Below are 21,228 nucleotides of genomic sequence, written 5' to 3'. Positions count from 1 at the left end.
TACTAGTAGTAACTTACCAATAGTAGGTTGTCAATTTTGCGTCGCTTTAAGCGCATAAAAAAGCCCGCCGTTAACTAAACCGGCGGGCTTGTGAGGGTAGACGTTATCAAAACACCCAGCGCACACCTGCGTTGTAGTTCCAGCCTTGCACGCCGTTGCCGTCGATTTCCTTGCGATAGTTGGCTTCGGCATACAGCGAGACATTATTGGTGAAAGCCGCATTGCCACCGATGCCAGCATCCCACATCTGGCCGAATTTACCGCTGTTGAAACTTTCGCTGACGTCGCTGTTGCTGGCCCCGACATTGACTTTCGCCGTGCCGCCCCAGCCGCGATAGTAGTTGGTGCGCAGATACGGCGTGTATTGTCCGCTGCCGCTGTCCTGCCAGGTACGCGCCAGACGTGCCCCGACGCGGCCAATGGTTTGATCGTAATCGTCGTACGAGACTTTGGTTTGATCGTCGTCGGTGAAGTCATCCATCTTCAGATGCAGGTGCAGCAGTTGCGCTTGCGGCTCAAGACGAACCCCGTTCGCCAGTTGCAGCGGATAGCCGCTCTCCAGCGATGCGGTCCAGCCTTTACCTTTCAGCTTCGCGACTTCTTTCTGCCGCGCAATATCGGTGTCGCCACGATGCCAGTCGAGTGAAAGCGCGCCATCCAGATAGAAACCACTTTGGCGCTGCCAGGTACCGTAAATCGCCAGGCTGTCGCTGTCGAAATCGGTTGAGCTGTAACCATCCGCCGCATTCGGTCGGATACGTGCATTGCCGCGTGTGTAAGCCAGGCCGCCGCGCAGGCTATCTTGCTCGCCGTCCAAGCGCAGTAGATTGCCGCCGAACTGCACCGCGCTGTAATCAAGGTCAAAGTCGTAGCCATAATGCGCTGTATCGAGATTAGTTTTGTACTTCTGATTGGAGCCGGAATAACGGATGAACATTTCCGCTGAACCGTCGGGATTCTGGCGCAATTCACCCAAGCGCTGATGCAAATCGCCAATGGTTGCCAGGGTGTAATAAGCCAATCCTACTGGCGCTGAAATATAGGAAGGTAGTTGCGGAATCAGCGCCGGGCGCACTGCCCCGCTGCCTGCTGTTTGCGGCTGACAAATCGTACCGTCTTCACAAATAAAATTATTCGCCAGACGATAATCCCAACTGCTGTTGCCACTGGCAGGCGCAAAGCTGTAAAGCCCGTATTGCCATGGCCCTGCGGCGACATAACCGCGTTGCAGCGCAAAGCTATTGGCGCTGGCGCTGCCAGCAACCTGCACTAGAGAAACGCCTTCATTGGCGGTGATCACGCCATCACTATTGCTATCCGCTGGCGTGGCAGTGCTCAGCGCATCATTGATAAACGTGGTGCCGGTTACGTTGCCGTTAACGCGTAATGTGTCGCTTTGCGCGCCCTGCGTCCGCAACGACAGCTTGCCGCCCGCCGACGCCAAATCACCGTTGATGGTCAAGGTGTTGCCCGCCGCGCCGCTGCCGTTGGTGAGATCCAACGTACCGGCGTTGTTCACCACCAGCGAATCATCGGTTTCGCCCGACAACACTGGATTGACCTGATCGCCGACCAACAGCGTTGAACCGCTATCTACGTTGATAGTGCTGTGTGCCAGCTTGAGATTATCGGTGAGAGTAAATTGCGTGTTGTAAAAGTTGATGGTGCTCCAGCCCGCTCCGAGGTTGACGCCGCGCGCCAGATCATCGTTGCTGAACGAACCCCCGCGCGCATCGATCTGATTAAAGTTCAGCGTGCTGCCGCTGCCGCCTGCGGTCGTAATGTGACGCGTGTTTGCCAAACTCACGTTCGACACCGTCGCCACATTATTCGCACCGGTTCCCATCGTTACGCTGCCATCGATGGTGCCGCCGGTGAGTTCGACCACGTCGGTGCCGTTGCCGGTGTTCACATCGCCCACCACGTTGCCATCGACCAGCGCAATCTGGTCATTGGTGGCGCCGCCCGCGACCACCACGGTTTCCGGGAAAGGCGCAGTCACGTTGCCTTCGTTGATGAATATCGAGTTGCCGCCGCGCAGATCGATGATTGGCGAAGTCAGGCTAAGTGAGACAATCGTGCCGCGGTTAATCACCTCGCTGGCGGTGCTGGTGACAATCGCCGAACCGCCATCGGAACTGTTAACGATGATGTTGCCGTTGGCGATCACCTGCCCGGTGGTGTTAGCACGTACGCCGGTTGCTGGACCATACACAAAGAAGCTGTAACCTTGTGGGATGATCAAATCGTTGCTGGTGGTGGAACCATCTCTGTTGCTGAACACATAACCCGTCGCGCCTGCGCCACTCACCGTGCCTAACATGTAGCCGTTGGGATCAAATGAGGTGGCTGAGCGAATCAAGGTGCCGCCATCGGTGTTCATCCCGACATCTTGCAGCGAAATATTGCTGGTTTCGGCGCGGTTATTCAGCACCGTGCCGCCGCCGGTATTGTAGAGTCCGATGTGACTGGCGGTTAACGATGTTGCGCCTTTATCCAGCAAAATGGTGTCTGCACCCGTATTGGCGTTGATGGTGCTGTAGTAAAAATTTGGTCCCGCGCTATCGCCATTAATCGTTAGCCCGCCGTTATTGCCAACGCGCACCGCCGCGATGCCTCCGGCACTCAATCCGCTGTGATCGGTCCAATAAACGGTATTGCCTTCGGCGGTATCCAGCGCGACGCCAGACGCGATGTTGGTGCTGGATCCATCGAAGATATTTCCGCCGCCGCGAATACGCACGCCAGTGCTGTTAGGCCCAGTGAGATTGATGGTGCCGCGCGGCGTGGACTGATAGATCACGCCGTCGCTGATAGCAAAGGCAGTGGCGTTGGTTCCGTTGCCGGTGATCGGCGCGACGTTGGCAAAGAATCCGCCTTGCCCAGTGCCCGCCATCGTATTGTTGCCGTTCAGCTCAATCGGGTTGGTGATGTAAACCTCTGCACCCTCCGAGCTCTGAACCGCAATCGCCCCTTCACCGTTAACGTGATAACTGTCGGTGCCGTACAAGGTGGTGCCGTAAAGCCGTGAACCGGCACCTGACGCGACAATGCCGCGTGTGTTAGCGCCGCTCAACGTCACATCGGCAGCCACCACCGGATTGAAGATCACGCCGTCACTCAGCCGATACAGCGCCGAACCCGGCGTGGCAACATCATAACTGCCGCCGTTGCTGTCGATGTGCGCATAGTTGGTGGCTTGATAACCGGTCTGATTCGGCGCGTAAAAGTGCAGCGAACTGGCATCGCTGATAGTTAATCTGGCGTCATCACGCACATCAACGCCAACTGCGTTTTCACCGTACAGATTGATTCTGCCGTTCTGGGCAAAATTGGCCTCGCTGCCGGAAACGGCAACGCCCAGCGCGCCCTTGCCTTTGACATTGATGGTGCCGTTATTTTCACCGCTGGCATCCTCGAGTCGGATGCCAGTGCTGTTAATCGCGGTATTGATCACGCCATTATTGATGAAACGGCTGCCACCGTTGGCATACACGCCAGTGCCGCCCGCGCCAACGGTCGAGGCATCAACGCCAGTGCCATCCGCATTATTGAAAAAGCCGCTGTTAATGACGCCGTTGTTAGTGCCGCTGCTGCCATTCAACAGTTCCAGCGCGTTGCTGCCAATGCTGGCCAGCTTGCCGTCAATCACCGCCGTCGCGCCATTGCTGGCGCGCATCGCCGCGCTGCTGGCGTTCACCACTTCCAGAATGCCGCTGCTGCCAATGGTTGCCTTGGCATTGGGGCCATCGGCGCTTAACACAATGCGTTCACCAATCGGCTGCGTCACTTCGTCGTAGTATTCGTCGGCATCGATCACATATGCGATCACGTCGCTACGCAGAGAGAGCGCTTTATTGAACTCGCTGCTGTAGCTATCGGCGGCCAGATTGCCGTTTTGCAATTGCTCAATCAGCCAATTGTTGTAGTTCTGCAAGCTGCTGACGTTGGAGACATTAAATGACGTGGTGGCGTTATCCAGCGTAGTGACGCTAAACGCGCCGCGCCAGGAGACCACGTTGTCGAACCATTGCCCCAGTTGATAGGTGTACGGCGTGTAGGAGCCAAAAAAGGAGATGCGGTTAGCGGAGTTCCAGTTCATGGTGCCGCTGCCGCTGGCGGTAAATAACTCGCTCTGTTTCGCCGCCATCGACCAACCATTGGTGCTGGCGGTGGTCGCTGCGCCCTTCTGCCCGATATCAACATTGATGGTGCCATTGCTGACCTGCGCCACGCGCGCATTGATATATTGCCCATTATTGACGTTATAAAAATTCGGCAGGGTATTGGTTTCAATGGCGCTAATCGCGGCGGAATTATATACCTGCACGCTATTATTGCCGCTGCCATTGGCGTCCGGCACGTTAATCACATAATTCTGCGCCCCCAGATCGACGCGACCGGAATCTTGCCAGGAATAAGAAATAATTCTGCCGCTGCTGAGCAATTGTCCGATGGAAATAGTGCCACCGCCGTCCTGACCGGGCGCAAATCGCTGATTGCCACTTAATGTTTGAGTCGAGCCATTACAAATACAAAATACTCCGGCGCGATTGTCATTTAATTCCGGCGTAAAGGGTTGCAGTGTCGCCGCCCAAACTGGCGATAGCGGATTAAACACCCCGTAAGCGGTAATCAGGCTAATAAACAGCGGATGCAATCGAAACATCATCGTTCACTCCAGAGAAGCGTGCAACGCTGCCGCGATGCGTAAAGACATCGCCAGCAATGGGTTTGGCTAATATTAATTTGTGTAATTGAACGTAAGGAAATTCTGCGACGCGGCAATAACATCACTTTACGCGGAACAGTTCCAGCGCGACTTAAGCCAAATAGCGATGATTAGATAACTTTAAGAAAAGGCCGGGGAGTGAGTGCAATTAACCGTGGAACTGAAATAGCGGGAAGGATGTTGATCGTATTAACAATCATACAAAAATAAGAAGCCACCCTTAAGTGGCTTCTTATGATTTATTAGAATGGTCCCCAGTTGATTGCCACACCAATTAATAAGGTGACGACACAAATGGCAAACCAAATCGCCACCACCGGCGCAACGAATTTAATCCATTTGCCAAAAGAGATATTGGCAGTCGCCAAGGCGGCCATTAATACGCCAGACGTTGGACTGATGGAGTTTACGATACCTTCACCCAGCAGCACCGTTTGCACGGTAACCTGACGCGTTAAACCGAGGTTATCGCCTAACGGCGAGAAGATCGGGATTAGCAAAGCGGATTCACCGGAGCCGGAAGAAATGCCGAAATGCATCAACGCCGCGCTGATAAACATGCCCACTGCCGCAATCGCCGGATGAACCGGTGCCAGCAAATCCGACAAGAAACCGACGATCGGATCCAGCACGTTGCCTTGTTGCAGCACCACGGAGATCGCCCCGGCCATACCAACGATAAAGCCGCCTTTTACCAGGTTTGAACAGCCAGCCAGGAAGGTATTGGCAATCGCTGAACCCGACATGCGACCGATAATGCCAACCATGATCGACAGGATAATAAACATCGCCGACATTTCATTGGTGGCCCAATGCAATTGCACCGTGCCAATCATAAATATAATCAGCGTTAACGCGCAGGTAATCAGAATCAGTTTATGACGACCGGTAATCGCCAGTGATTGATCAGGCTGCGCGGTTTGCTCCGCACGCAGTTCGCCGTTATTACGTGAACGTTTTACCGAGATAATTAAATAGATCATCACCGTTAACACGAACAATAAACAGGTAATACCGCGCAATAACATGCCAGAAAACAGCGGTAGCTGCGCCAGATGCTGCGTTAATCCGGTGGTGGCTGGACCTAATACCGCAACGTTAAAACCAGCGGCACAGGTTAAATACACCAATGCCATACCAATGATCGGCGATAAACCTAACGAGCGTGCCACTAATAACCCGATCGGCACAAACGCCACTACCGAGTTTTGCACCACGCCGGTGGTACCAAGAATGGCGAATATCACACCAAAAATAATGATAATACGCGTATCACTAATTTTGGTACTGCGCGACAGTGAATTAAGCGCCGTGGCAATAGCACCGGTCGATTCGATAACCGCTAATAATCCGCCAGTAAACAGAATCAGGAAAATGATCGGCGCAGCTTTGATGACACCTTGCACAATCGCCATAAAGATTTCGCCGGGATAAACACCCGAACGCGCGACTTCATGCAAACTTCCCTTGATGGCGAAAGTAATGCCATTACGGGTTTCATGATCAAACTTGCCCGCCGGAATAATCCATGTCGCCACCGCCGCCAGCACCAGGATAATAAACAGCAGCAGATAAGGACTTTGCTCGGTTTTCCCTGCTGGCGCTTGGCGCAGAGTATTTTTCTCCACATTAACCTGAGACATGCGCATCACCTCCGAGGATCAGGCCCGCCACCAACGCCGCGCGTGAGGCAATATCGGCAATGATGATATGTTCATGACGCGCATGAATACCCGCGCCGGTTGCACCCAAACCATCCAGAGTTGGGATGCCCAATGCGGCGGTGAAATTGCCGTCGCTGCCGCCACCAACCGCTTTGCCTTCCACGGCGAAACCCAGCTGCTGGGCAACTTGCTGCGCACGCTCCATCAACACCAACGATTCCGGCGTTTGACGCATCGGCGGACGCGATTGTGCGCCGCTGATATCCAGCGTGATGCCGGCCAAATGTGGCGTGATCTGGCTGATTTCAGCGTGAATGCGCTCGGCTTCCGCTTCGCTGGTGACGCGTGTATCAATGCCTAACACCGCTTTATCTGCCACCACATTGATGCGGTTGCCGCCACGCGCGATTCCCACGTTAACGGTGGTGCCGCGCTCTGGCGCATTTAAGCCGTGCAAGAACATGATCTGATGCGCCATTTCCTGGACCGCGCTGATGCCCTCTTCAGGGTTATTCCCGGCGTGCGCCGCTAATCCGTTGATGGTGATTTCATATTGTCCGGTGCCTTTGCGTGCCGTTTTCAGTGCGCCCGTTCCCGCTTCAGCAGGCTCAACCACCAGCACTTGCTTCGATCCCAAGGCGTGCTGCGATAACCAGGCGCTGGAGCTTGGGCTGCCAACTTCTTCATCGCTGCCGCAGAGAAACACGATGCGCTTGCCCGCCAGTAAATCGTGCTGTTGCAACGCGCGCACCGCCCAGATGGCTTGCACTAAACCGGCCTTCATATCCAGCACGCCAGGGCCATAAAGCTTGCCCTCTTCTTCGCGCATCACCAACTCGCCTTCGTCCCAGACGGTATCGAAATGTCCGAGTAACACGGTTTGCTCGTCACCGCTGCCCAACGTGAATTTCAGGTGATTGCCGTAATGCGGCTGCTCATCAATCTCCGCTGCCACGCCCAGACGTTTGGCAAACAGCGCTTGTAACACCTCGCCACAACGATCCACGGCGGTTTTGTTTAATGATGGAGATTCCGCTGCAACCAATTCCTTGATATCCAGAAGAATTTCATCGGCATGTTGTTGCAGGTAATTTTTTATAGTTTTCATTTGTACTGCCCTCGCATAGTGAATCTCCGAGTATGGAGATAAAAATGCGCTTAAAAAATGGAGATAAAAGGCTATTATTGTTGACCTCAGATCAACAGATAGGAAAAACCTATGGCGATGCTGCTCTATCCAGAAAAATCCATAAGGTATCTCTATGAGGTGGGCAATTACGGCGGTATTCGTCGCGCGGCGGAAGCCTTAGATGTTGATCCCGCCGCCATCAGCCGTCAGTTATCGCAACTGGCGCGTGAGATGCAGTTGCCGCTGCTGGAGCGTCGTGGCCGTAATGTGGTGCTGACCGAAGCTGGAAAGCTGTTAGCTGAAGATTATGCACACACCCATCAGCGCCGCAGCCAGTTGGATCGCCAGTTAAAAGATCTACGCCATAAACGCGGCGGCTCGATTAAATTGCGCGTTGGTCAAGGCATGGTGGATGAAGTCGTCAGGCATGTTTTGCAGCCGTTTTCGCAAACTTATCCCGACGTATTCATCGATATCTTGTCGGGCGATATGCAAACCACCGTGTCGCTGATTGCCAAAGGTGACGTAGATATGGCGGTAGGATTTGGCCCGATTGGCCCGCCCGGCCTGAAGTGTTTGAGTTTTCATCGTGGGCCAATCTGCGCGGTGGTGCACAGTAAACATCCCATCGCGGATTATCCGCAAATCGAGGTGGCCGAACTGGTCGAGTATTCGCTGATTGGCATGGACAAAAATTTTGGCATTCAAAGTTATATGAATGCCATGTTCAGCCAGGAAGGATTTATATTCAGCCCGGCTTACAGCTGTAATCTGTTTTCCAGCGCCATCGCCTTGAGCCAGGCCGGCATGGGCATCGCGTTTATGACCGCCAAAGTGGTTGAAGACGACCTCATCGCTAAGAACTTAGTCGCCGTGCCAATTCAGCATCGCATCGCCCGCGAAAGCCAGTGCCACTTATTACGCAGCGCCGATCACCGCTTCACGCCCGCCGCGCAGCATTTGTGGCAATTGTTGGTGGCGTTTTTTGAAGGGACGGCGGGCGCGGTTTAATTGCTGCGTATTTGATTACAAATCTAATAATGGCTTGCGGCTCTCTTTTGCGGGTTCCGGTTTGAGTTTCTCAACTGGAATTAGGCACATCATCCCAGCGGTGATTCCTATAAGAGAGTTCGCCTGGAATGATTCCCACTGCCCTATTTCGGCACTCGTATGAACAAGTTCGCCTTCGGCAAAAGGTTTGGAAAAGAAAGTTCTTCCCATCACGGCACGCTGATTTTTATCACAGTTAATGACATTTATTGCCCGTGAACTGGCAATGTAAATTGGTGGATTATCAATAATCTTCGTCTGCTGCGCATAGTTATTGATTAAATAAAACCGCCGTAAGTGACTATTACCTTGGTAAGTTGAAATCACTCGGAAATCGACATAGGAGGTAATTTTGTCATCCTGAAGAATTTTCACAAAACCCGGTGGTGCCTTCTCAGGTGTTTGCGGCTGAGGTTTATTATTCATGGCACAACCCGTGAGCATCAGTAATGCTAATCCTGTCAGCTTTTTCATTTTACTGCCCCATCGGTTAAATCAGGTCGCAATGATTTAAGCATGTCAGGCGTGACATTTCCCTGAATTGAGCAGAGCAATAATGCTCCTTCTTTGCCTTGACTAAGCATCAACAGTTTCTCAGTGCTACCTTTTTCTGGCGCAATGCCGGACACTGCTTGGTTATTTTTTTCCCATGCACTGTTTTTATCCGCCTTAATCATCGCTTGAGCAATGTAATCATCGCCAGCCTTATTCCAGCTTAACTGGTTAAGCGCGGACATCACTGCTTCAGGCGATTCTTTGATAATCAATCCCCAGTAGTAATATTTACCGTAATTGATCTCTTTTAAGTCGCTGGTTTGCAGATAATAGCCGGTTAGGGTTAGGTTTAACTCTCGCAAAGGCTGAGCAAACCAAACTTTGCCATTCCCTTTTGGCGGTGCTTTGAACCAGGCATGATGTTGCTTATCGAAGGTTAAAGGGGCCACACGGCTGATTGATGTACGCTGATGATAAATTTCATTGAAGAACGACGCGTCGCAGCGCGTTAGACTTTGCGTCAATGTGTGAGCTTGAGCAGATGTTGTGATACCTGTCATACCCAGAATCAAACCAAAAGTGCAGATAATATTACGCATTGAATATCCCTATAATAAAAAACATCTTTTTTATCGGCATGCTAAGATGAAACTTTAGGTTTTTTATCATTTACCGAAAGTTCTCCAAGCGTGTGCGTGAATAAAGAAAAAAATCAAAAATAAACAAATTCATAACGAGCTAATACTTTCTTATAAATAACCTCAACAACCTTATTCTTTTCCTCAACTGACATGATTAATCCATTTTATTTACTTACCTGAATTACTCTTCCTGGTTTTTAATTATCAATATCAAGTTTCACCGTTCCACCATCAGGCAGATCTCGTATCTGAATTGCGATACTTCCTCTATATCTCATTGCTGTTACCGATTGCTTGGCGCGAAGATTGCCCACAGAAAACTCCCCCCAAGGACAAAAGGAATGGTAGGTACCAATTTCTGACCTTCCAAAATCCTGCCGTGTATGGCCTGCCACTTATGCATTAAAGAATGGCCAGTTAGAAAATCATAATCATCCAGAATTGCTTCGCACCACTCTGACAGCGTGTCACATAGCTTTTGGCTTTCACCCACTTCCGGATCAAAAGTATATATTCCATCATCTTTGAAAGAGAACTGACCGCCGAATGCATCTTGCGACCTGCCCCCAGTATTGAGTACAACGATCGGTTAGTAATGTCAGTTTGTTAATCTTCGATTTAACGCTGAATATTCTCGATTGACCTCATCAAATATCAGCCCTAAGGCTGAGGTCAAGAATTACTCCAGCATGTAATCAAACTTATCTTCCCATGAAAAATCAATGTCTTGATATTTTGTCCGCTCGAATACTTGGATGATTTTATCAAATCTATCCCCAAGACGTTGCTTTGATAATTCCGAATGCACCCATATTATTTTTACTGGTCTTTCCACATCTGTACTTAAACGATCCCATAAAGCGTCTAAATTTGAACCATAATAAGGTCCGAAATCCAGTAAATCGGCTAAATAACGGTGTACTTCTGATTCGCTAAATATGTTTAACCCATCTAAAACTACATCGTTTTTACTCATTTCCACTTACCTATAGATGTGGCTGTTTCATGGTCTGTCGTGATGTATAGCAGCCCGTCGTCTGAATGCAGCAACCTTTTACGACCTCAATATCTTGTAGGATAAGGTATTAGATCGATGCAAGACTATATTTAGATATTATTATTAATCCATTTTAAATCTTCATATAGCTCAGATCTTATTTTATCGAACTCTTCATTTTCATCAATACTGACCTTTCCATTTATATAGATCAATAAATCATTTAGCGACCCCATCCCACCATATAAACTCAAAAACTCTGAACGGACGCGTGTGGTGTAGGATTCGAAATCATTAGCAAGATGCCTAATACTTACCGACCAATCATTATAGCCGCCTAATTGCAGCAGTGCGGCCATACGATTCATTTTTTCTATTATTTTACAGTTATTATTAGACGTCATTTTAGTGGTTTTATCTCTATGATTTCGGTGCCTGCTATAGACCACGGCTTAGGTACGAAAATTTGATGAGTTCCACCCGCGTAAAATCCGATTTGTGTACCAACTTCACACAGGCATACCTTACTGCAAGCAGGCATTTTTATCGCAATTGATGAATCAATTGGGTAGGTCGCCCCGCGAAACCATTTAGCTAACATGTACATCACCTCTATTTTCGCCTACCCCTTCACCTTGAGCAGCAAGTTTCCCGTGAATGACTTTTTCAGACTTATTTTCTAAGCAGCAGAGCGGATTTACGATTTAACTTTACACTGAGATTTCTTCTTTTAGTTATGACACCTGTGTTTTTCTGAGGTGAACATCTCACTTCTGTTCAGGTGGCTAAATTTAGTAGACCACTAAATTCAGGCCTGAAGCAAGAACACACGAGCAAGTTATTGCATTATTAACTTGGCATCTTCATCAATAATTTTTTTATTTTTTACGATTCTTCGGGATGGAGGTCTACGAATCTTCCACATGCAAGTCGAATGTAATGATAAAGGCTTTCTTCACTGACTATAACTGTCTCTTCTTCAGAAGGAGGATAACCAACGGCAAACTCAACATCTTCGAAGTGTTCGCTTTCATCATAACTATGCATATCAGGAAAATTACAATAAGCCCCATCAACGTTTAGAGTCCATCTTTTAGATAATAATTCTATTACTTCTAAGAACTTATTGTCTTCGTACATACGATCAAAATATGAAACGACTACTACACTTAGGCCTGAGTCTACATCATTTTGACTAAATAATTCGCGCCTCATCTTCTAGTACCTTAATTTGGATGGAGATACCTTACTACCCAAGAATTCATACATTTATTTCAATCTGGTTTTATTGACAGTGTTTAATAGACTTTCAAGCTCAACTCCATATTTATTGGGCTCAAAATCTTCAGTGATACCATTCAACATGAATTCATTAGATATTAAATTACATATAACTTCAACTTCATCGGCAGTAAGCTCTACTGAAATTGTTTTTTCAGCAAGTGACCGTTCATACACACTACCATTACTTAATATTTTGAATATTAATTCCTTCTGATAAACGCTCAATAATTCCTTCATTTTGCCGTTCCTGATGATGATTTGGCCCAACCAGTAACTACCTTTACATGCATAGAGGCAGTGTGGTGATAGCAAGACTTATGGCAACGCTTACAATCGAATGACCGCGACCAACTTCCTGTCTAACCGTTTCAATTTTCAAATCTTCGTAGTAACCCTTAACGCCAGAATCACCTCCCCTTTGAAAAATCTTAAATGACTATGAGGTGTTTGTTAAACTTGGGGCGATTCACTATTGCTGGCCAAAATATTTCCATGCCAATGCATGTTTCTTTGACTCAACCTGAAGGTAATATTCAATCTCTTTCCAAACAGATACATTTGCATCAGATGCAGTGACTAATGACTCAATAAGTCCCGTAGCAACTGCTATTGCTAGCTCCTCGTTGTCAGAAGTCATACCCACTTCAATGTGTTGGAAAAGAGATGTTTTCTCATCTTCATTAAAAAAACTTAAATGATTAACAATTGATTTGCCAACAACTGAAAACAACAAGATCGGAGTTGGTGCCTCTGGCATCCAATACTCTACGCATTTGGTAACGTCATTTTTCAAATATTCATATTTCCCAGTAACAATACTTATGAACTCAATTGTTTTCTTATCCATGGTTACCATTTTCAAAATAATTTAAAGGTCTCAGTCATTTGTTTTTTTAAACTTGGACCCACGGTTGATATTACTTCTACAATCTCAGTGCTAGTAACAATAAGATAATGATTTAGTTTCTCATCACTATGAATTTCGAAGCTTTGTCGTTAAACCAACGTAAGTAATCAGAGTCATTCAAGGTATAAATTCCTAGGGTTAATTTACCACACAAATCATTTTGTAACTTAAGCAAATCCCCTTCATCCGTCAATCGGAAGGAATAGATCCAATCAAATGATATTTTTACATCATCTGTTCCTCCGTCTTCGCTTGGAGAAAGTTGTATCTCCAAGATTCCTCCGGAATATCCTATAGACACAAGGAACCTATTCTTAAGATCGATGCATTCCAACGTGATTTGATTCAGTTTTTCACTCATTTTCATGCCACTCAGTTGTATTAATTAACACGCTAAGTTATCAGGTCCTCTTTAATCACCATCGGGTCAACTCCCTGAGAAACTACCACATTCATCTTCTGAATATAATCACGGTCGCCCGGGTTTAACGGTGCGCCAAATGCAGAAGCTGTGAGCAGGCCGACGCACAGCGCCAGCGATATCCCTATTTTTGCTATCATAATAAGACTTAAGCGAAATTGATTGTAAGTTTTGTGTAAGCTCTTTTTTTTCAGAATATCACCTTAACCATCAGAAAGTTCCTGATCGATTATAAAAACATCAAATAGTTTGTTATTTGTCTTTCTACCAAAAAATATATTCTCTTAAGCCAAATGATCTGGCATTTCGCTTTAATTAACCGCAAGGCTGGCAATTAATATATTAGGATACTGTGCTGAATCGTTAGAAATCAGAATATCAACCCATTCGTTCTGATTCGTCGCGATTATCATTCTATGGCTGCGAGAGGGATTTAATGCTGGGATGTGTTGCTAAAGGGCACCATTCGCCCTTTAGCATCTTGGGAAGTTAAACGTGCTGGGCGTTAAGCTGTGTTAGCGAGATCGGATGATCCACGTTTGCTGACTCACTCAGTCGGAAGACACTTACGCGATCGGCCATAATCGCTGCGTGTTCAGCCATCGACTGCGCCGCAGTGGCAGATTCTTCAACCAGCGCGGCGTTTTGTTGCGTGGTGGTATCAATCTGCTCCATCGCAATGTTGATTTGCGCAATGCCGTCGTTTTGCTCGCTGGTTGCCTGAGCAATCTCATTGATCAGCTGCTCAATGCTGTTCACATTGCTGACGATATGCGCCATGCCTTTGTGCGCTTTATCCACTAATACATTGCCAGCATTGATGCGCGAAACCGAATCATCAATCAGCGTTTTAATTTCGCGCGCGGCTGACGCGCTACGCTGTGCCAGCGTGCGCACTTCGCCGGCAACAACTGCAAATCCTCGGCCCGATTCACCCGCACGCGCCGCTTCAACGGCGGCATTCAGTGCCAGAATATTGGTCTGAAACGCAATGCCATCAATCACCGAAATGATGTTCGACATCTTAGATGAGGATTCAAAAATCTCGCGCATCGTCGCGGTAACATCGCCCATCACCGCGCCGTTATCTTTGACAATTACCGTTGCTTCCGAAACAAACTGGCGCGCAGATGCCGTGTGATTGGCGGTGTTGCTGATGGTGGCGGTCAATTGCTCCAGCGTGGCAGCCGTCTGTTCAACGCTGGCAGCTTGCTCCTCAGTGCGTGATGAAAGCTCCTGATTGCCTAAGGCAATTTCATTGGCGGCGGAGTTAATGCTGTCTGATCCGTTGCGTACTTTCATCACGGTATTGCGCAGGCTTTCGGTCATTTCACGTAACGCCGCCATCAACTGACCCATTTGGTCTGTTGAATTGACCTGAACATCAACCGCCAGATTCCCCGTCGCCACAGCACGCGCGACCTGAACAGCAGAGCGCAGCGGAACCACAATGCTACGGGTGATGATTAACGCCAACAACGCGCCCAACATCACCGCCGCAAGGCCAACACCGATCAGCGTCCACACCGCTGTCATCCCCGCTTGCTGAATGTTAACGCCACTTTCATCAATCGAGTTTTGTTGATTTTTAACCACTGCCCGCACGGCAGCAGAATAGGCTTTCATGGTTGGAAACAGGCGGGTGCGAATCACATCGCTGGTTTGTTCGGCATTGCCTTGCGCGCTGATCTGCAACACCTCTTTGCGGGTTGAGTTATAGACTTCGCGTGCATCCGCTACCGCTTTCATCAGCTGCTCGCCCTCTTTAGAAAGCACCAAACTCACCAAATTTTTCTGCACGACGCTGGCGCGCGCGGAATTTTTCTTCATCTCTTCCGTCGCGTATTGCTTCACGCCTTCATCGCGCGATGTCATCACCACCAATCCAAGCGCGGCATTAGTGTCAATAATCGACAACCATTCAGTAGAGAATCGTTCACGCACCAGATAGTTGCTGGTGATGGTATGCGTATCCTGCATCATGCCGCGCAGATACATGACGCCGATGATCACCATGGCGATCATCAGCAGCAGCACTAGCGAAAAACCGCCGCCTAGCCGGGTTCCCACGCCTAAGTTTGTTATTTTCATGTAAATGCCTCACCTTTTATTCACCCTGTAATCAACTAATTTTTACGGCTCAACATTGGACAACGTTGGCCTGCTGCCTTGATACTTAGCTGGTAAATAATTAGTTGGAAAATTGTTCGATAATGTTATCGACATAATTGGGCGAAAGTTTAAAACGTGTGCACTGCATTAACGCATATTCGTTTCAATCGTAGGGTTGCCATTTATGGTGTAAACCGCTCACTAAGGTATTCAATTAGTGGTCACCATAAATGGCGACCCTACGAAAACAGCGCCAGTTTGTTGTAGGGTTGCCATTTATGGTGTAAACCGCTCACTAAGGTATTCAATTAGTGGTCACCATAAATGGCGACCCTACGAAAACAGCGCCAGTTTGTTGTAGGGTCGCCATTTATGGTGACTTGGTGCGCAGCCACTTAAGCGTGACATCCACCGATTGCCGAGGCTAATACTGCGAACCCGCCACCGTGGTGGGTTTACCCTGCATCACTCTGCCACTGGCGCAAACACCTGATGGCATTCCGGTCGGCATTGAACTGCAATTTAATGTTGGCGATGATCGTCGATTGCTGAGTGCGGCAAAGACAATTGTTACGCCTCCCCATGGTAACTAACGCCGATTTTGAGCGCGGTAATTAAGGGATTATTTAACATGCACTCCACGCTTTTTAGTCAGGTTGAAGCTAAGTTCAATACCCTCTTTCGAGTCAAATTTTATTAATGCAGCAACCCGCTCATAACTTTTAGCCAGATAATTGCTTTGTGTATCATATTCAAACTCAACGTCATCTAAATCTTCAATCAAAGCAAGCGCATATTCGACCGCTTTTTCAACCGTTGCTTTATTTGCCTTGACCAGATCCCACATATATAAACCAATAGTAAAACGATAAAAAATTTTATCCGATTTAAAGATTAATGTTTCGCTGCGTCCACGATTGTTAGTGATTGGTGCTGGTGTTTTTTTGTTTGAAAAATCTGAACTCCAAAAATCACCGATAGAAGCATTGTAGCGATAAAATTTCTTTTCAATCAGCTGTGATTTAAGCGCACTTTTCAGCAGGTCCATAGCGGCATCGATATCAATCGGCAGCTCATCATAAGGTATTGATAGATGGATGTTGTTCTCACTTAGTACGCCATCAACGTAGGTTGGTACATACTGATCATCCCGAAGCTTTATATTCGTTGAGAAAAACTTCCTATTAAATCCTCCGGTTTGAGTAAGACAATAAAGACTCAGCATTAAATCATTGAACCATGAGTAATTCATAACTTGTTCGGTTCTACACAACATGAAATCATAGCGAAACGCTAACCATCTGGATGGTTTATTATAGAAATCAGCAATAGCATAGAAAAGTTGATTATCATCGGATATATCAACAAACCTGAGCAACTCATCAAAATTCACTTGAAGCGTCATGGAGTATAATCCGTAGAACCTGAATACATTTGTCTCCTTGAATATATCCTCTACAAGCGCTAATGATTTCTTTAGGCACTCTATTAATTCGGGCCAGAATTCACAATCACGATACACATGTGAACTCGTAATCCATATACCATCGGCTTCGGTCATGTTTTCTAGAATGAAATCTTTACAGCTTTCACGTGAACCATTGCGTAACAAGTCCTGCATCCCTTTATTTTGCAATAAATCCATCGCTGCAATATTAAAATGCTCGAACAACAATGTTTGGTCTAATTCTTCCTGGGTTATCTCTTCAATTGATTTTCTAATCAAGATCAGTTTTTCGAAAGACGCTGTATTCTCCTTCTTGAATCTTCTCACCATAATCTGATGAACAAAGAATTTGTCCATTTCAATTCTGGCGTAATCATTAATCTCTTTTTTTATTTTATTTGTTGCTGTTTCATCCATTAATCAACGACTCCTGTTTATACAAATTTATGTCCCTGCAACTTGTTTAAATGCTTCCCCCCGCTTTGGCCTGCAAAAGCGGGGGTGTTCATTCATCATATCGGCACGTAGCATGGAATCTCTACTACAGGAGACAAAAAACATGAGTAATATCATCGGAACCATCAAGGATGTCATCAGTGAACCCACCGGCATGGCTCGCTTGGTTGAAGGAATGAGTAGCCTCAACCGTGCACGTGATGCCGAACTGACAAATGACCAAATCCGCAAGGTGTACACTGATTTATCGGATGTCAGCGATGATCAGTTGAATGGTTTTATCAGCGTGGGGAATATGTTTATTTCGGGCGAGGTCCGCTGCAAGGGAAAGGCTTTTAATAATAAGAACCTTACGCTGGTGAAAACCTAACGTAGCGAAAAGTGAATAATCATTAATGGCTAACTTTATAGCGTCAACATCCTATAAAGTTAGCCATGTTAATAAGCAAAAAAGATCAACTCATCACCAACCCACCATCAACATACAATGTTTGTCCGGTTACAAATTCGCTCCAATCCGAAGCAAGAAACAGCACCGGTCCAGTAACATCTTCCGGACGCGCAATGCGGCGCAGTGGGGTTTGTGCAGTGATGAGATTGCGCACATCCTGTTTGGTGGCTTGACTGGCATCCGTCGGATAGACCAATCCCGGTGCCACACAGTTGACGCGAATCCCCAGCGGGCCGAGTTCGGTTGCCAGCGTGCGGCTAAAACCGACCAACGCCGCTTTGGCGGTGATGTAATCGTGATAAGGCACCGATGGCCGCGCCACCAAATCGCTGGTCAGATTGACGATGCTGCCACGCACTCGCGTGCGCATCACTGGCAATGCTGCCTGGCAAACGTTGTAGGCCGCTTTTACCGCACCATCAAACTGCGCTTGATAATCCGACCACGGCGTTTCCCAGAAGCGCAGACGATTGTCGGTATCGAAAACGTAAGGTGCGAATGCATTGTTGATCACGGCATCCAATCGACCAGTAGCGTTGACGATCTGTTCGACCATCGCACGAACTTGTGATTCCGAGGTGACATCTGCCGCGATAGCCAGCGCATCACCGCCGAGATCGCGGCAAGCATCCACCACGTTCGCGGCGGCTTCCGCGTTGCGCAGGTAGTTCACCACCACCAATGCGCCTTCTGCCGCGAAAGCTTTGGCAATCGCGGCGCCGATGCCACGACTGGCGCCGGTGACCAATACGGTTTGGTTTGCGAATTTCATGTCGTTATCCATGTTAGTTCCGATTGGTCACCATAAATGGCGACCCTACAAAACAGCGCCATTTATGGTGACTTGGGCGTTAATCGCGATACGGCGCAAATTGCTCCGCCGCGGTTTCGGCGGCATGCTCGATTTCGGTGAGGGTGACCAAATCCAGCAAACTAAAGCGCCCATCATGGTGCCAACCCGCTTCCGGCGAAGTCATATTGCCGAACGCGGTGATACGCGTGACGCCCGCTTTACCCAATAACGCAGAGAGTCGAAACAGCTGTTCTGGAGCCGCCGCAATCCCCGCAGTTTGCAGAAAATGGCGCTGTTGCGCCACCAAATCGACGACCTGCTCCAGTGAATCAACCGGCACCACTTTCAACGTTCGGCCTAGCGCGCCAGGTGCCAGCGCTTCCGCTTGCGATACGCAAACCACATCCCAATCGTCTGCCGCATCGCCGTACAGCGTGCGATCATCTGCTAACGCGCGGATTTCCTCACCATTGCGCCATGCAGCGATGCTGTTCAACTCTTCAATCGCCAACGCCCGTCGTGGGTGCTTGTGCGCCAGCGCATGAAGTTCATGGGCGATGTAGCGGGCAAATTCATCAGGAGAAACCTGGCCACCGCGTTCAACAAACACCATCTGCGGCGAATAGCAGCCTGCCTGGTCGTAACGCATCACATCAAACGCCACGCGCCGCGCCAACTCTGCACCTTGTCGCGCGTTAAGCGCAGAACCAGCCACCATGCCGAAACTGATTTTGTGCCCGTGCGGCAGGAAACGCGTGGTGATCGGCAATCGCTGCTGAATCGCCGCCAGCGTTTTATTGCCGCCGTAAGCAAGCACCACATCTGCCTGTTTTAGCCAGGTTGGCTCAGTTTGCGCGTCGCCGCCCTTCCACCACACCACCGCAATGCACTCGCCGAGTTTGGGATCGATCTCGGCCAACAACTGCGCGAACCAACTCGCCATCAGTGGTTCGTTACCGGGCAATTTGCCGATGGTTCCCGCCTTCACCAGCAGGCCACAAATCAGACTCCATAACGGTAAGCCGGGTACGTTGCCAGCCCAGATATGCATTAGCAGCTCCGGGCCAAATGCCCGCGCAAAGCCGCCTTTCGGCCGTGGTTGGAAATCATCCAGCATCAACGGATTGGCAAAATCTTCGGCCACAAAGCGTTTAAGTTGCGGCTGGCGAAAGGTTTTGAGGTAGCCAGTTAAGCCGAGTCGCACCATTTCGGCGTCGTAGCCGGTGACAATCGGCAACAGCTTCTCGGCTTTGATGCGCAACGGATGGCTGCGATCCAGTATTCGCATCACCGCTTCATCAACAATGGCGATGATTTGTGCCACGCTCAGTTGGCTGAGATATGCGCGCGCATTGGCACGAATACGTGCCGCCAACGCCTTGATTTGCGGCTCATTCAACTTAGGCACCGCCACCTCGACCGTTGCGCCACGCTGGCTGAAACTCAAGGTTTGCCATTGCACTTCATCAGCGGAGATGCCCGGTAAATGTCCGGCAATCTCTTTCACGCTTGCACCTGCGTGGCGGCGAGAAACTCTTCCATCGCCAGCGAACATCCTTTGGCATCCGCACCGGTTACGCGTCCCAACAGATGGAAACCACCGGGCACGATCACGCCAGCATCTTCGGTTAACAGTGCCGATACGGAGTTGAAATGCGCGAGATCGTGATGTACCAGCACGCCGATTTCACCTGCAGGCACATCATCGCCGGTCAGTGGATTGACCACTCGCGTGCGAATCCAGTGCGGGCCTGATTTGACCGGCGGGCAGATCTGGTTGCCATCATCATAAAATTGCGAGCTGAGTTCGGTCATGCCGTACATGTTGATGCAACGTGCACGTGGCACGCCGAGCTGTTGCGCTAATGCCGCGTAAAACTCATCAGCGCCCACTTCGCGTGACTGGCCTTTAAATCCACCGGTGTCGAGAATGCGGCTACCCGGCGGCAGCCTGAAATGTCGTTGCTGGCGCTGCATTTCATCCAGCAATTGCACAAAGCTGTAACTGGCTCCCAGCAACGCGTACGGTTCTGCGCTGGCTTCTGCCTGTTCAAGTGCAGCAAACAAGCGCGTTGTGTTGAGTCCGTGTTCATCCACCAGCACTTCACTTGCCGCCGTGCCAAATTCCTGCCTCGCCAATTCAAGATAGGTCGCTAGCGATGAATTCGGCATCGCCGCGGTATCCGGAAACAAAATGCCCATGCGGATACGATCTGTGCCCGCCATAAAGCGGCTGCGGAAGTTCAGCCTCATCGAACACTGCCACACATCCAGCGTCGGATGATAGCTGCGGCCTTTTACCGTGCCGGTGGTGCCGCTGGTCATGAAAATCGCGGCAACGTCGTCAATCGAATGGCAGCTAAGCGTGAGATCTTTAAAGGCGGAAATAGGCAGCGCAGGAATGTTGCGCCAATGCTTTACGGTAAGCGGCGTGCGTCCGCGCTGCATCGCAAAACGTCGATAGGGCAAATTATGGGTGAATTGATAGGCGAAGATATCGTGCGCGAGTGTGTTGAAATCGTCTTCGGAGGCGTCGTCGCGCTGCATGAATGTCAGCAGAGCCTGGATAATTGCGGTTTCGGTCATCGTTCGTAGCCACCTTTGCGATTGCGCAGATGCTCTAAGGCAACGCCTTCAGAGCGCGAACTG

The 21,228-nt window shown here is 49.0% G+C and carries 18 protein-coding genes; 2 read left to right on the top strand and 16 right to left on the bottom strand.

Annotated features, from left to right (window positions below; genetic code table 11):
- Window positions 1-106: 106 nt before the first annotated feature.
- From ACPUC7_RS09055 to ACPUC7_RS09045, 3 genes are all read right to left on the bottom strand, one after another.
- Window positions 107-4,672, bottom strand: coding sequence for an autotransporter outer membrane beta-barrel domain-containing protein (locus ACPUC7_RS09055; RefSeq protein ID WP_494922652.1), 4,566 nt, complete (start codon window positions 4,670-4,672; stop codon window positions 107-109).
- Between the two features lie 302 nt (window positions 4,673-4,974).
- Window positions 4,975-6,375: a YfcC family protein gene (locus ACPUC7_RS09050; RefSeq protein ID WP_494922651.1), complete on the bottom strand. Its 1,401-nt coding sequence runs from the start codon at window positions 6,373-6,375 to the stop codon at window positions 4,975-4,977.
- Complete coding sequence (locus ACPUC7_RS09045; RefSeq protein ID WP_494922650.1) at window positions 6,362-7,504, bottom strand: M20 family metallopeptidase; 1,143 nt, start codon at window positions 7,502-7,504, stop codon at window positions 6,362-6,364. Before ACPUC7_RS09045 ends, ACPUC7_RS09050 begins: the two co-directional genes overlap by 14 nt.
- Before the next feature lie 111 nt (window positions 7,505-7,615).
- Between ACPUC7_RS09045 and ACPUC7_RS09040 the strand changes: the two genes are divergently transcribed.
- Window positions 7,616-8,536: a LysR family transcriptional regulator gene (locus tag ACPUC7_RS09040; RefSeq protein ID WP_494922649.1), complete on the top strand. Its 921-nt coding sequence runs from the start codon at window positions 7,616-7,618 to the stop codon at window positions 8,534-8,536.
- 15 nt (window positions 8,537-8,551) lie between these two features.
- Here ACPUC7_RS09040 and ACPUC7_RS09035 read toward each other — a convergent pair whose 3' ends face one another.
- From ACPUC7_RS09035 to ACPUC7_RS08990, 10 genes are all read right to left on the bottom strand, one after another.
- On the bottom strand, window positions 8,552-9,049 hold the full coding sequence (locus tag ACPUC7_RS09035) for a surface-adhesin E family protein (protein ID WP_494922648.1): 498 nt from the start codon (window positions 9,047-9,049) through the stop codon (window positions 8,552-8,554).
- Window positions 9,046-9,669, bottom strand: coding sequence for a hypothetical protein (locus ACPUC7_RS09030; protein WP_494922647.1), 624 nt, complete (start codon window positions 9,667-9,669; stop codon window positions 9,046-9,048). The genes ACPUC7_RS09035 and ACPUC7_RS09030 overlap by 4 nt, the downstream gene beginning before the upstream one ends.
- Before the next feature lie 721 nt (window positions 9,670-10,390).
- Window positions 10,391-10,687 carry a barstar family protein gene (locus ACPUC7_RS09025; protein WP_494922646.1) on the bottom strand — a complete coding sequence of 99 codons (297 nt, stop codon included), beginning with the start codon at window positions 10,685-10,687 and terminating at the stop codon, window positions 10,391-10,393.
- Window positions 10,688-10,818: 131 nt separating this feature from the next.
- Window positions 10,819-11,067 carry a DUF6966 domain-containing protein gene (locus ACPUC7_RS09020; RefSeq protein WP_494922645.1) on the bottom strand — a complete coding sequence of 83 codons (249 nt, stop codon included), beginning with the start codon at window positions 11,065-11,067 and terminating at the stop codon, window positions 10,819-10,821.
- Window positions 11,068-11,593: 526 nt separating this feature from the next.
- Window positions 11,594-11,923: a ribonuclease toxin immunity protein CdiI gene (cdiI, locus tag ACPUC7_RS09015; protein ID WP_494922644.1), complete on the bottom strand. Its 330-nt coding sequence runs from the start codon at window positions 11,921-11,923 to the stop codon at window positions 11,594-11,596.
- A 54-nt stretch (window positions 11,924-11,977) separates the two neighbouring features.
- Window positions 11,978-12,229: a hypothetical protein gene (locus ACPUC7_RS09010; protein WP_494922643.1), complete on the bottom strand. Its 252-nt coding sequence runs from the start codon at window positions 12,227-12,229 to the stop codon at window positions 11,978-11,980.
- Between the two features lie 232 nt (window positions 12,230-12,461).
- Complete coding sequence (locus ACPUC7_RS09005) at window positions 12,462-12,839, bottom strand: hypothetical protein (protein WP_494922642.1); 378 nt, start codon at window positions 12,837-12,839, stop codon at window positions 12,462-12,464.
- 112 nt (window positions 12,840-12,951) lie between these two features.
- Window positions 12,952-13,260 (bottom strand): hypothetical protein, encoded by a 309-nt coding sequence (locus ACPUC7_RS09000; RefSeq protein ID WP_494922641.1) that lies wholly within the window; start codon window positions 13,258-13,260, stop codon window positions 12,952-12,954.
- A 549-nt stretch (window positions 13,261-13,809) separates the two neighbouring features.
- Complete coding sequence (locus ACPUC7_RS08995; RefSeq protein WP_494922640.1) at window positions 13,810-15,411, bottom strand: methyl-accepting chemotaxis protein; 1,602 nt, start codon at window positions 15,409-15,411, stop codon at window positions 13,810-13,812.
- Between the two features lie 643 nt (window positions 15,412-16,054).
- A complete protein-coding gene (locus tag ACPUC7_RS08990) occupies window positions 16,055-17,296 on the bottom strand; it encodes a hypothetical protein (RefSeq protein WP_494922639.1) in 1,242 nt (413 codons plus the stop codon).
- 142 nt (window positions 17,297-17,438) lie between these two features.
- Here ACPUC7_RS08990 and ACPUC7_RS08985 point away from each other — a divergent pair, with 142 nt between their 5' ends.
- Window positions 17,439-17,705: a hypothetical protein gene (locus ACPUC7_RS08985; RefSeq protein WP_494922638.1), complete on the top strand. Its 267-nt coding sequence runs from the start codon at window positions 17,439-17,441 to the stop codon at window positions 17,703-17,705.
- A gap of 85 nt (window positions 17,706-17,790) precedes the next feature.
- On the opposite strand, the gene ACPUC7_RS08980 is transcribed toward ACPUC7_RS08985, so the two are convergent.
- The 3 genes from ACPUC7_RS08980 to ACPUC7_RS08970 form a co-directional block, all read right to left on the bottom strand.
- Window positions 17,791-18,558 carry a 3-oxoacyl-ACP reductase gene (locus tag ACPUC7_RS08980; RefSeq protein ID WP_494922637.1) on the bottom strand — a complete coding sequence of 256 codons (768 nt, stop codon included), beginning with the start codon at window positions 18,556-18,558 and terminating at the stop codon, window positions 17,791-17,793.
- A 79-nt stretch (window positions 18,559-18,637) separates the two neighbouring features.
- Window positions 18,638-20,086 (bottom strand): acyl-CoA reductase, encoded by a 1,449-nt coding sequence (locus ACPUC7_RS08975; RefSeq protein ID WP_494922636.1) that lies wholly within the window; start codon window positions 20,084-20,086, stop codon window positions 18,638-18,640.
- Entirely contained in the window at window positions 20,083-21,165 is a 1,083-nt protein-coding gene (locus tag ACPUC7_RS08970; RefSeq protein ID WP_494922635.1) for a LuxE/PaaK family acyltransferase, read from the bottom strand. Before ACPUC7_RS08970 ends, ACPUC7_RS08975 begins: the two co-directional genes overlap by 4 nt.
- Window positions 21,166-21,228: the final 63 nt, after the last annotated feature.

Source organism: Pantoea sp. CFCC18179, assembly GCF_059412405.1.
Note: the sequence above shows the minus strand (reverse complement) of the source record. Positions and strands in the feature narration are given on the sequence as shown.

What these genes read in the sequence shown, in the direction of transcription:
- ACPUC7_RS09035 (WP_494922648.1), bottom strand. Translation starts at nt 9,049, where the DNA reads ATGAAAAAGCTGACAGGATTAGCATTACTGATGCTCACGGGTTGTGCC.
- ACPUC7_RS09000 (WP_494922641.1), bottom strand. Translation starts at nt 13,260, where the DNA reads ATGAGTGAAAAACTGAATCAAATCACGTTGGAATGCATCGATCTTAAG.
- ACPUC7_RS09030 (WP_494922647.1), bottom strand. Translation starts at nt 9,669, where the DNA reads ATGCGTAATATTATCTGCACTTTTGGTTTGATTCTGGGTATGACAGGT.
- ACPUC7_RS09020 (WP_494922645.1), bottom strand. Translation starts at nt 11,067, where the DNA reads ATGGCCGCACTGCTGCAATTAGGCGGCTATAATGATTGGTCGGTAAGT.
- ACPUC7_RS09040 (WP_494922649.1), top strand. Translation starts at nt 7,616, where the DNA reads ATGGCGATGCTGCTCTATCCAGAAAAATCCATAAGGTATCTCTATGAG.
- ACPUC7_RS08990 (WP_494922639.1), bottom strand. Translation starts at nt 17,296, where the DNA reads ATGGATGAAACAGCAACAAATAAAATAAAAAAAGAGATTAATGATTAC.
- ACPUC7_RS09045 (WP_494922650.1), bottom strand. Translation starts at nt 7,504, where the DNA reads ATGAAAACTATAAAAAATTACCTGCAACAACATGCCGATGAAATTCTT.
- ACPUC7_RS09025 (WP_494922646.1), bottom strand. Translation starts at nt 10,687, where the DNA reads ATGAGTAAAAACGATGTAGTTTTAGATGGGTTAAACATATTTAGCGAA.
- ACPUC7_RS09005 (WP_494922642.1), bottom strand. Translation starts at nt 12,839, where the DNA reads ATGGATAAGAAAACAATTGAGTTCATAAGTATTGTTACTGGGAAATAT.
- ACPUC7_RS09050 (WP_494922651.1), bottom strand. Translation starts at nt 6,375, where the DNA reads ATGTCTCAGGTTAATGTGGAGAAAAATACTCTGCGCCAAGCGCCAGCA.
- ACPUC7_RS08995 (WP_494922640.1), bottom strand. Translation starts at nt 15,411, where the DNA reads ATGAAAATAACAAACTTAGGCGTGGGAACCCGGCTAGGCGGCGGTTTT.
- ACPUC7_RS08985 (WP_494922638.1), top strand. Translation starts at nt 17,439, where the DNA reads ATGAGTAATATCATCGGAACCATCAAGGATGTCATCAGTGAACCCACC.
- ACPUC7_RS09055 (WP_494922652.1), bottom strand. Translation starts at nt 4,672, where the DNA reads ATGATGTTTCGATTGCATCCGCTGTTTATTAGCCTGATTACCGCTTAC.
- ACPUC7_RS09010 (WP_494922643.1), bottom strand. Translation starts at nt 12,229, where the DNA reads ATGAAGGAATTATTGAGCGTTTATCAGAAGGAATTAATATTCAAAATA.
- ACPUC7_RS08980 (WP_494922637.1), bottom strand. Translation starts at nt 18,558, where the DNA reads ATGAAATTCGCAAACCAAACCGTATTGGTCACCGGCGCCAGTCGTGGC.
- ACPUC7_RS08970 (WP_494922635.1), bottom strand. Translation starts at nt 21,165, where the DNA reads ATGACCGAAACCGCAATTATCCAGGCTCTGCTGACATTCATGCAGCGC.
- cdiI (WP_494922644.1), bottom strand. Translation starts at nt 11,923, where the DNA reads ATGAGGCGCGAATTATTTAGTCAAAATGATGTAGACTCAGGCCTAAGT.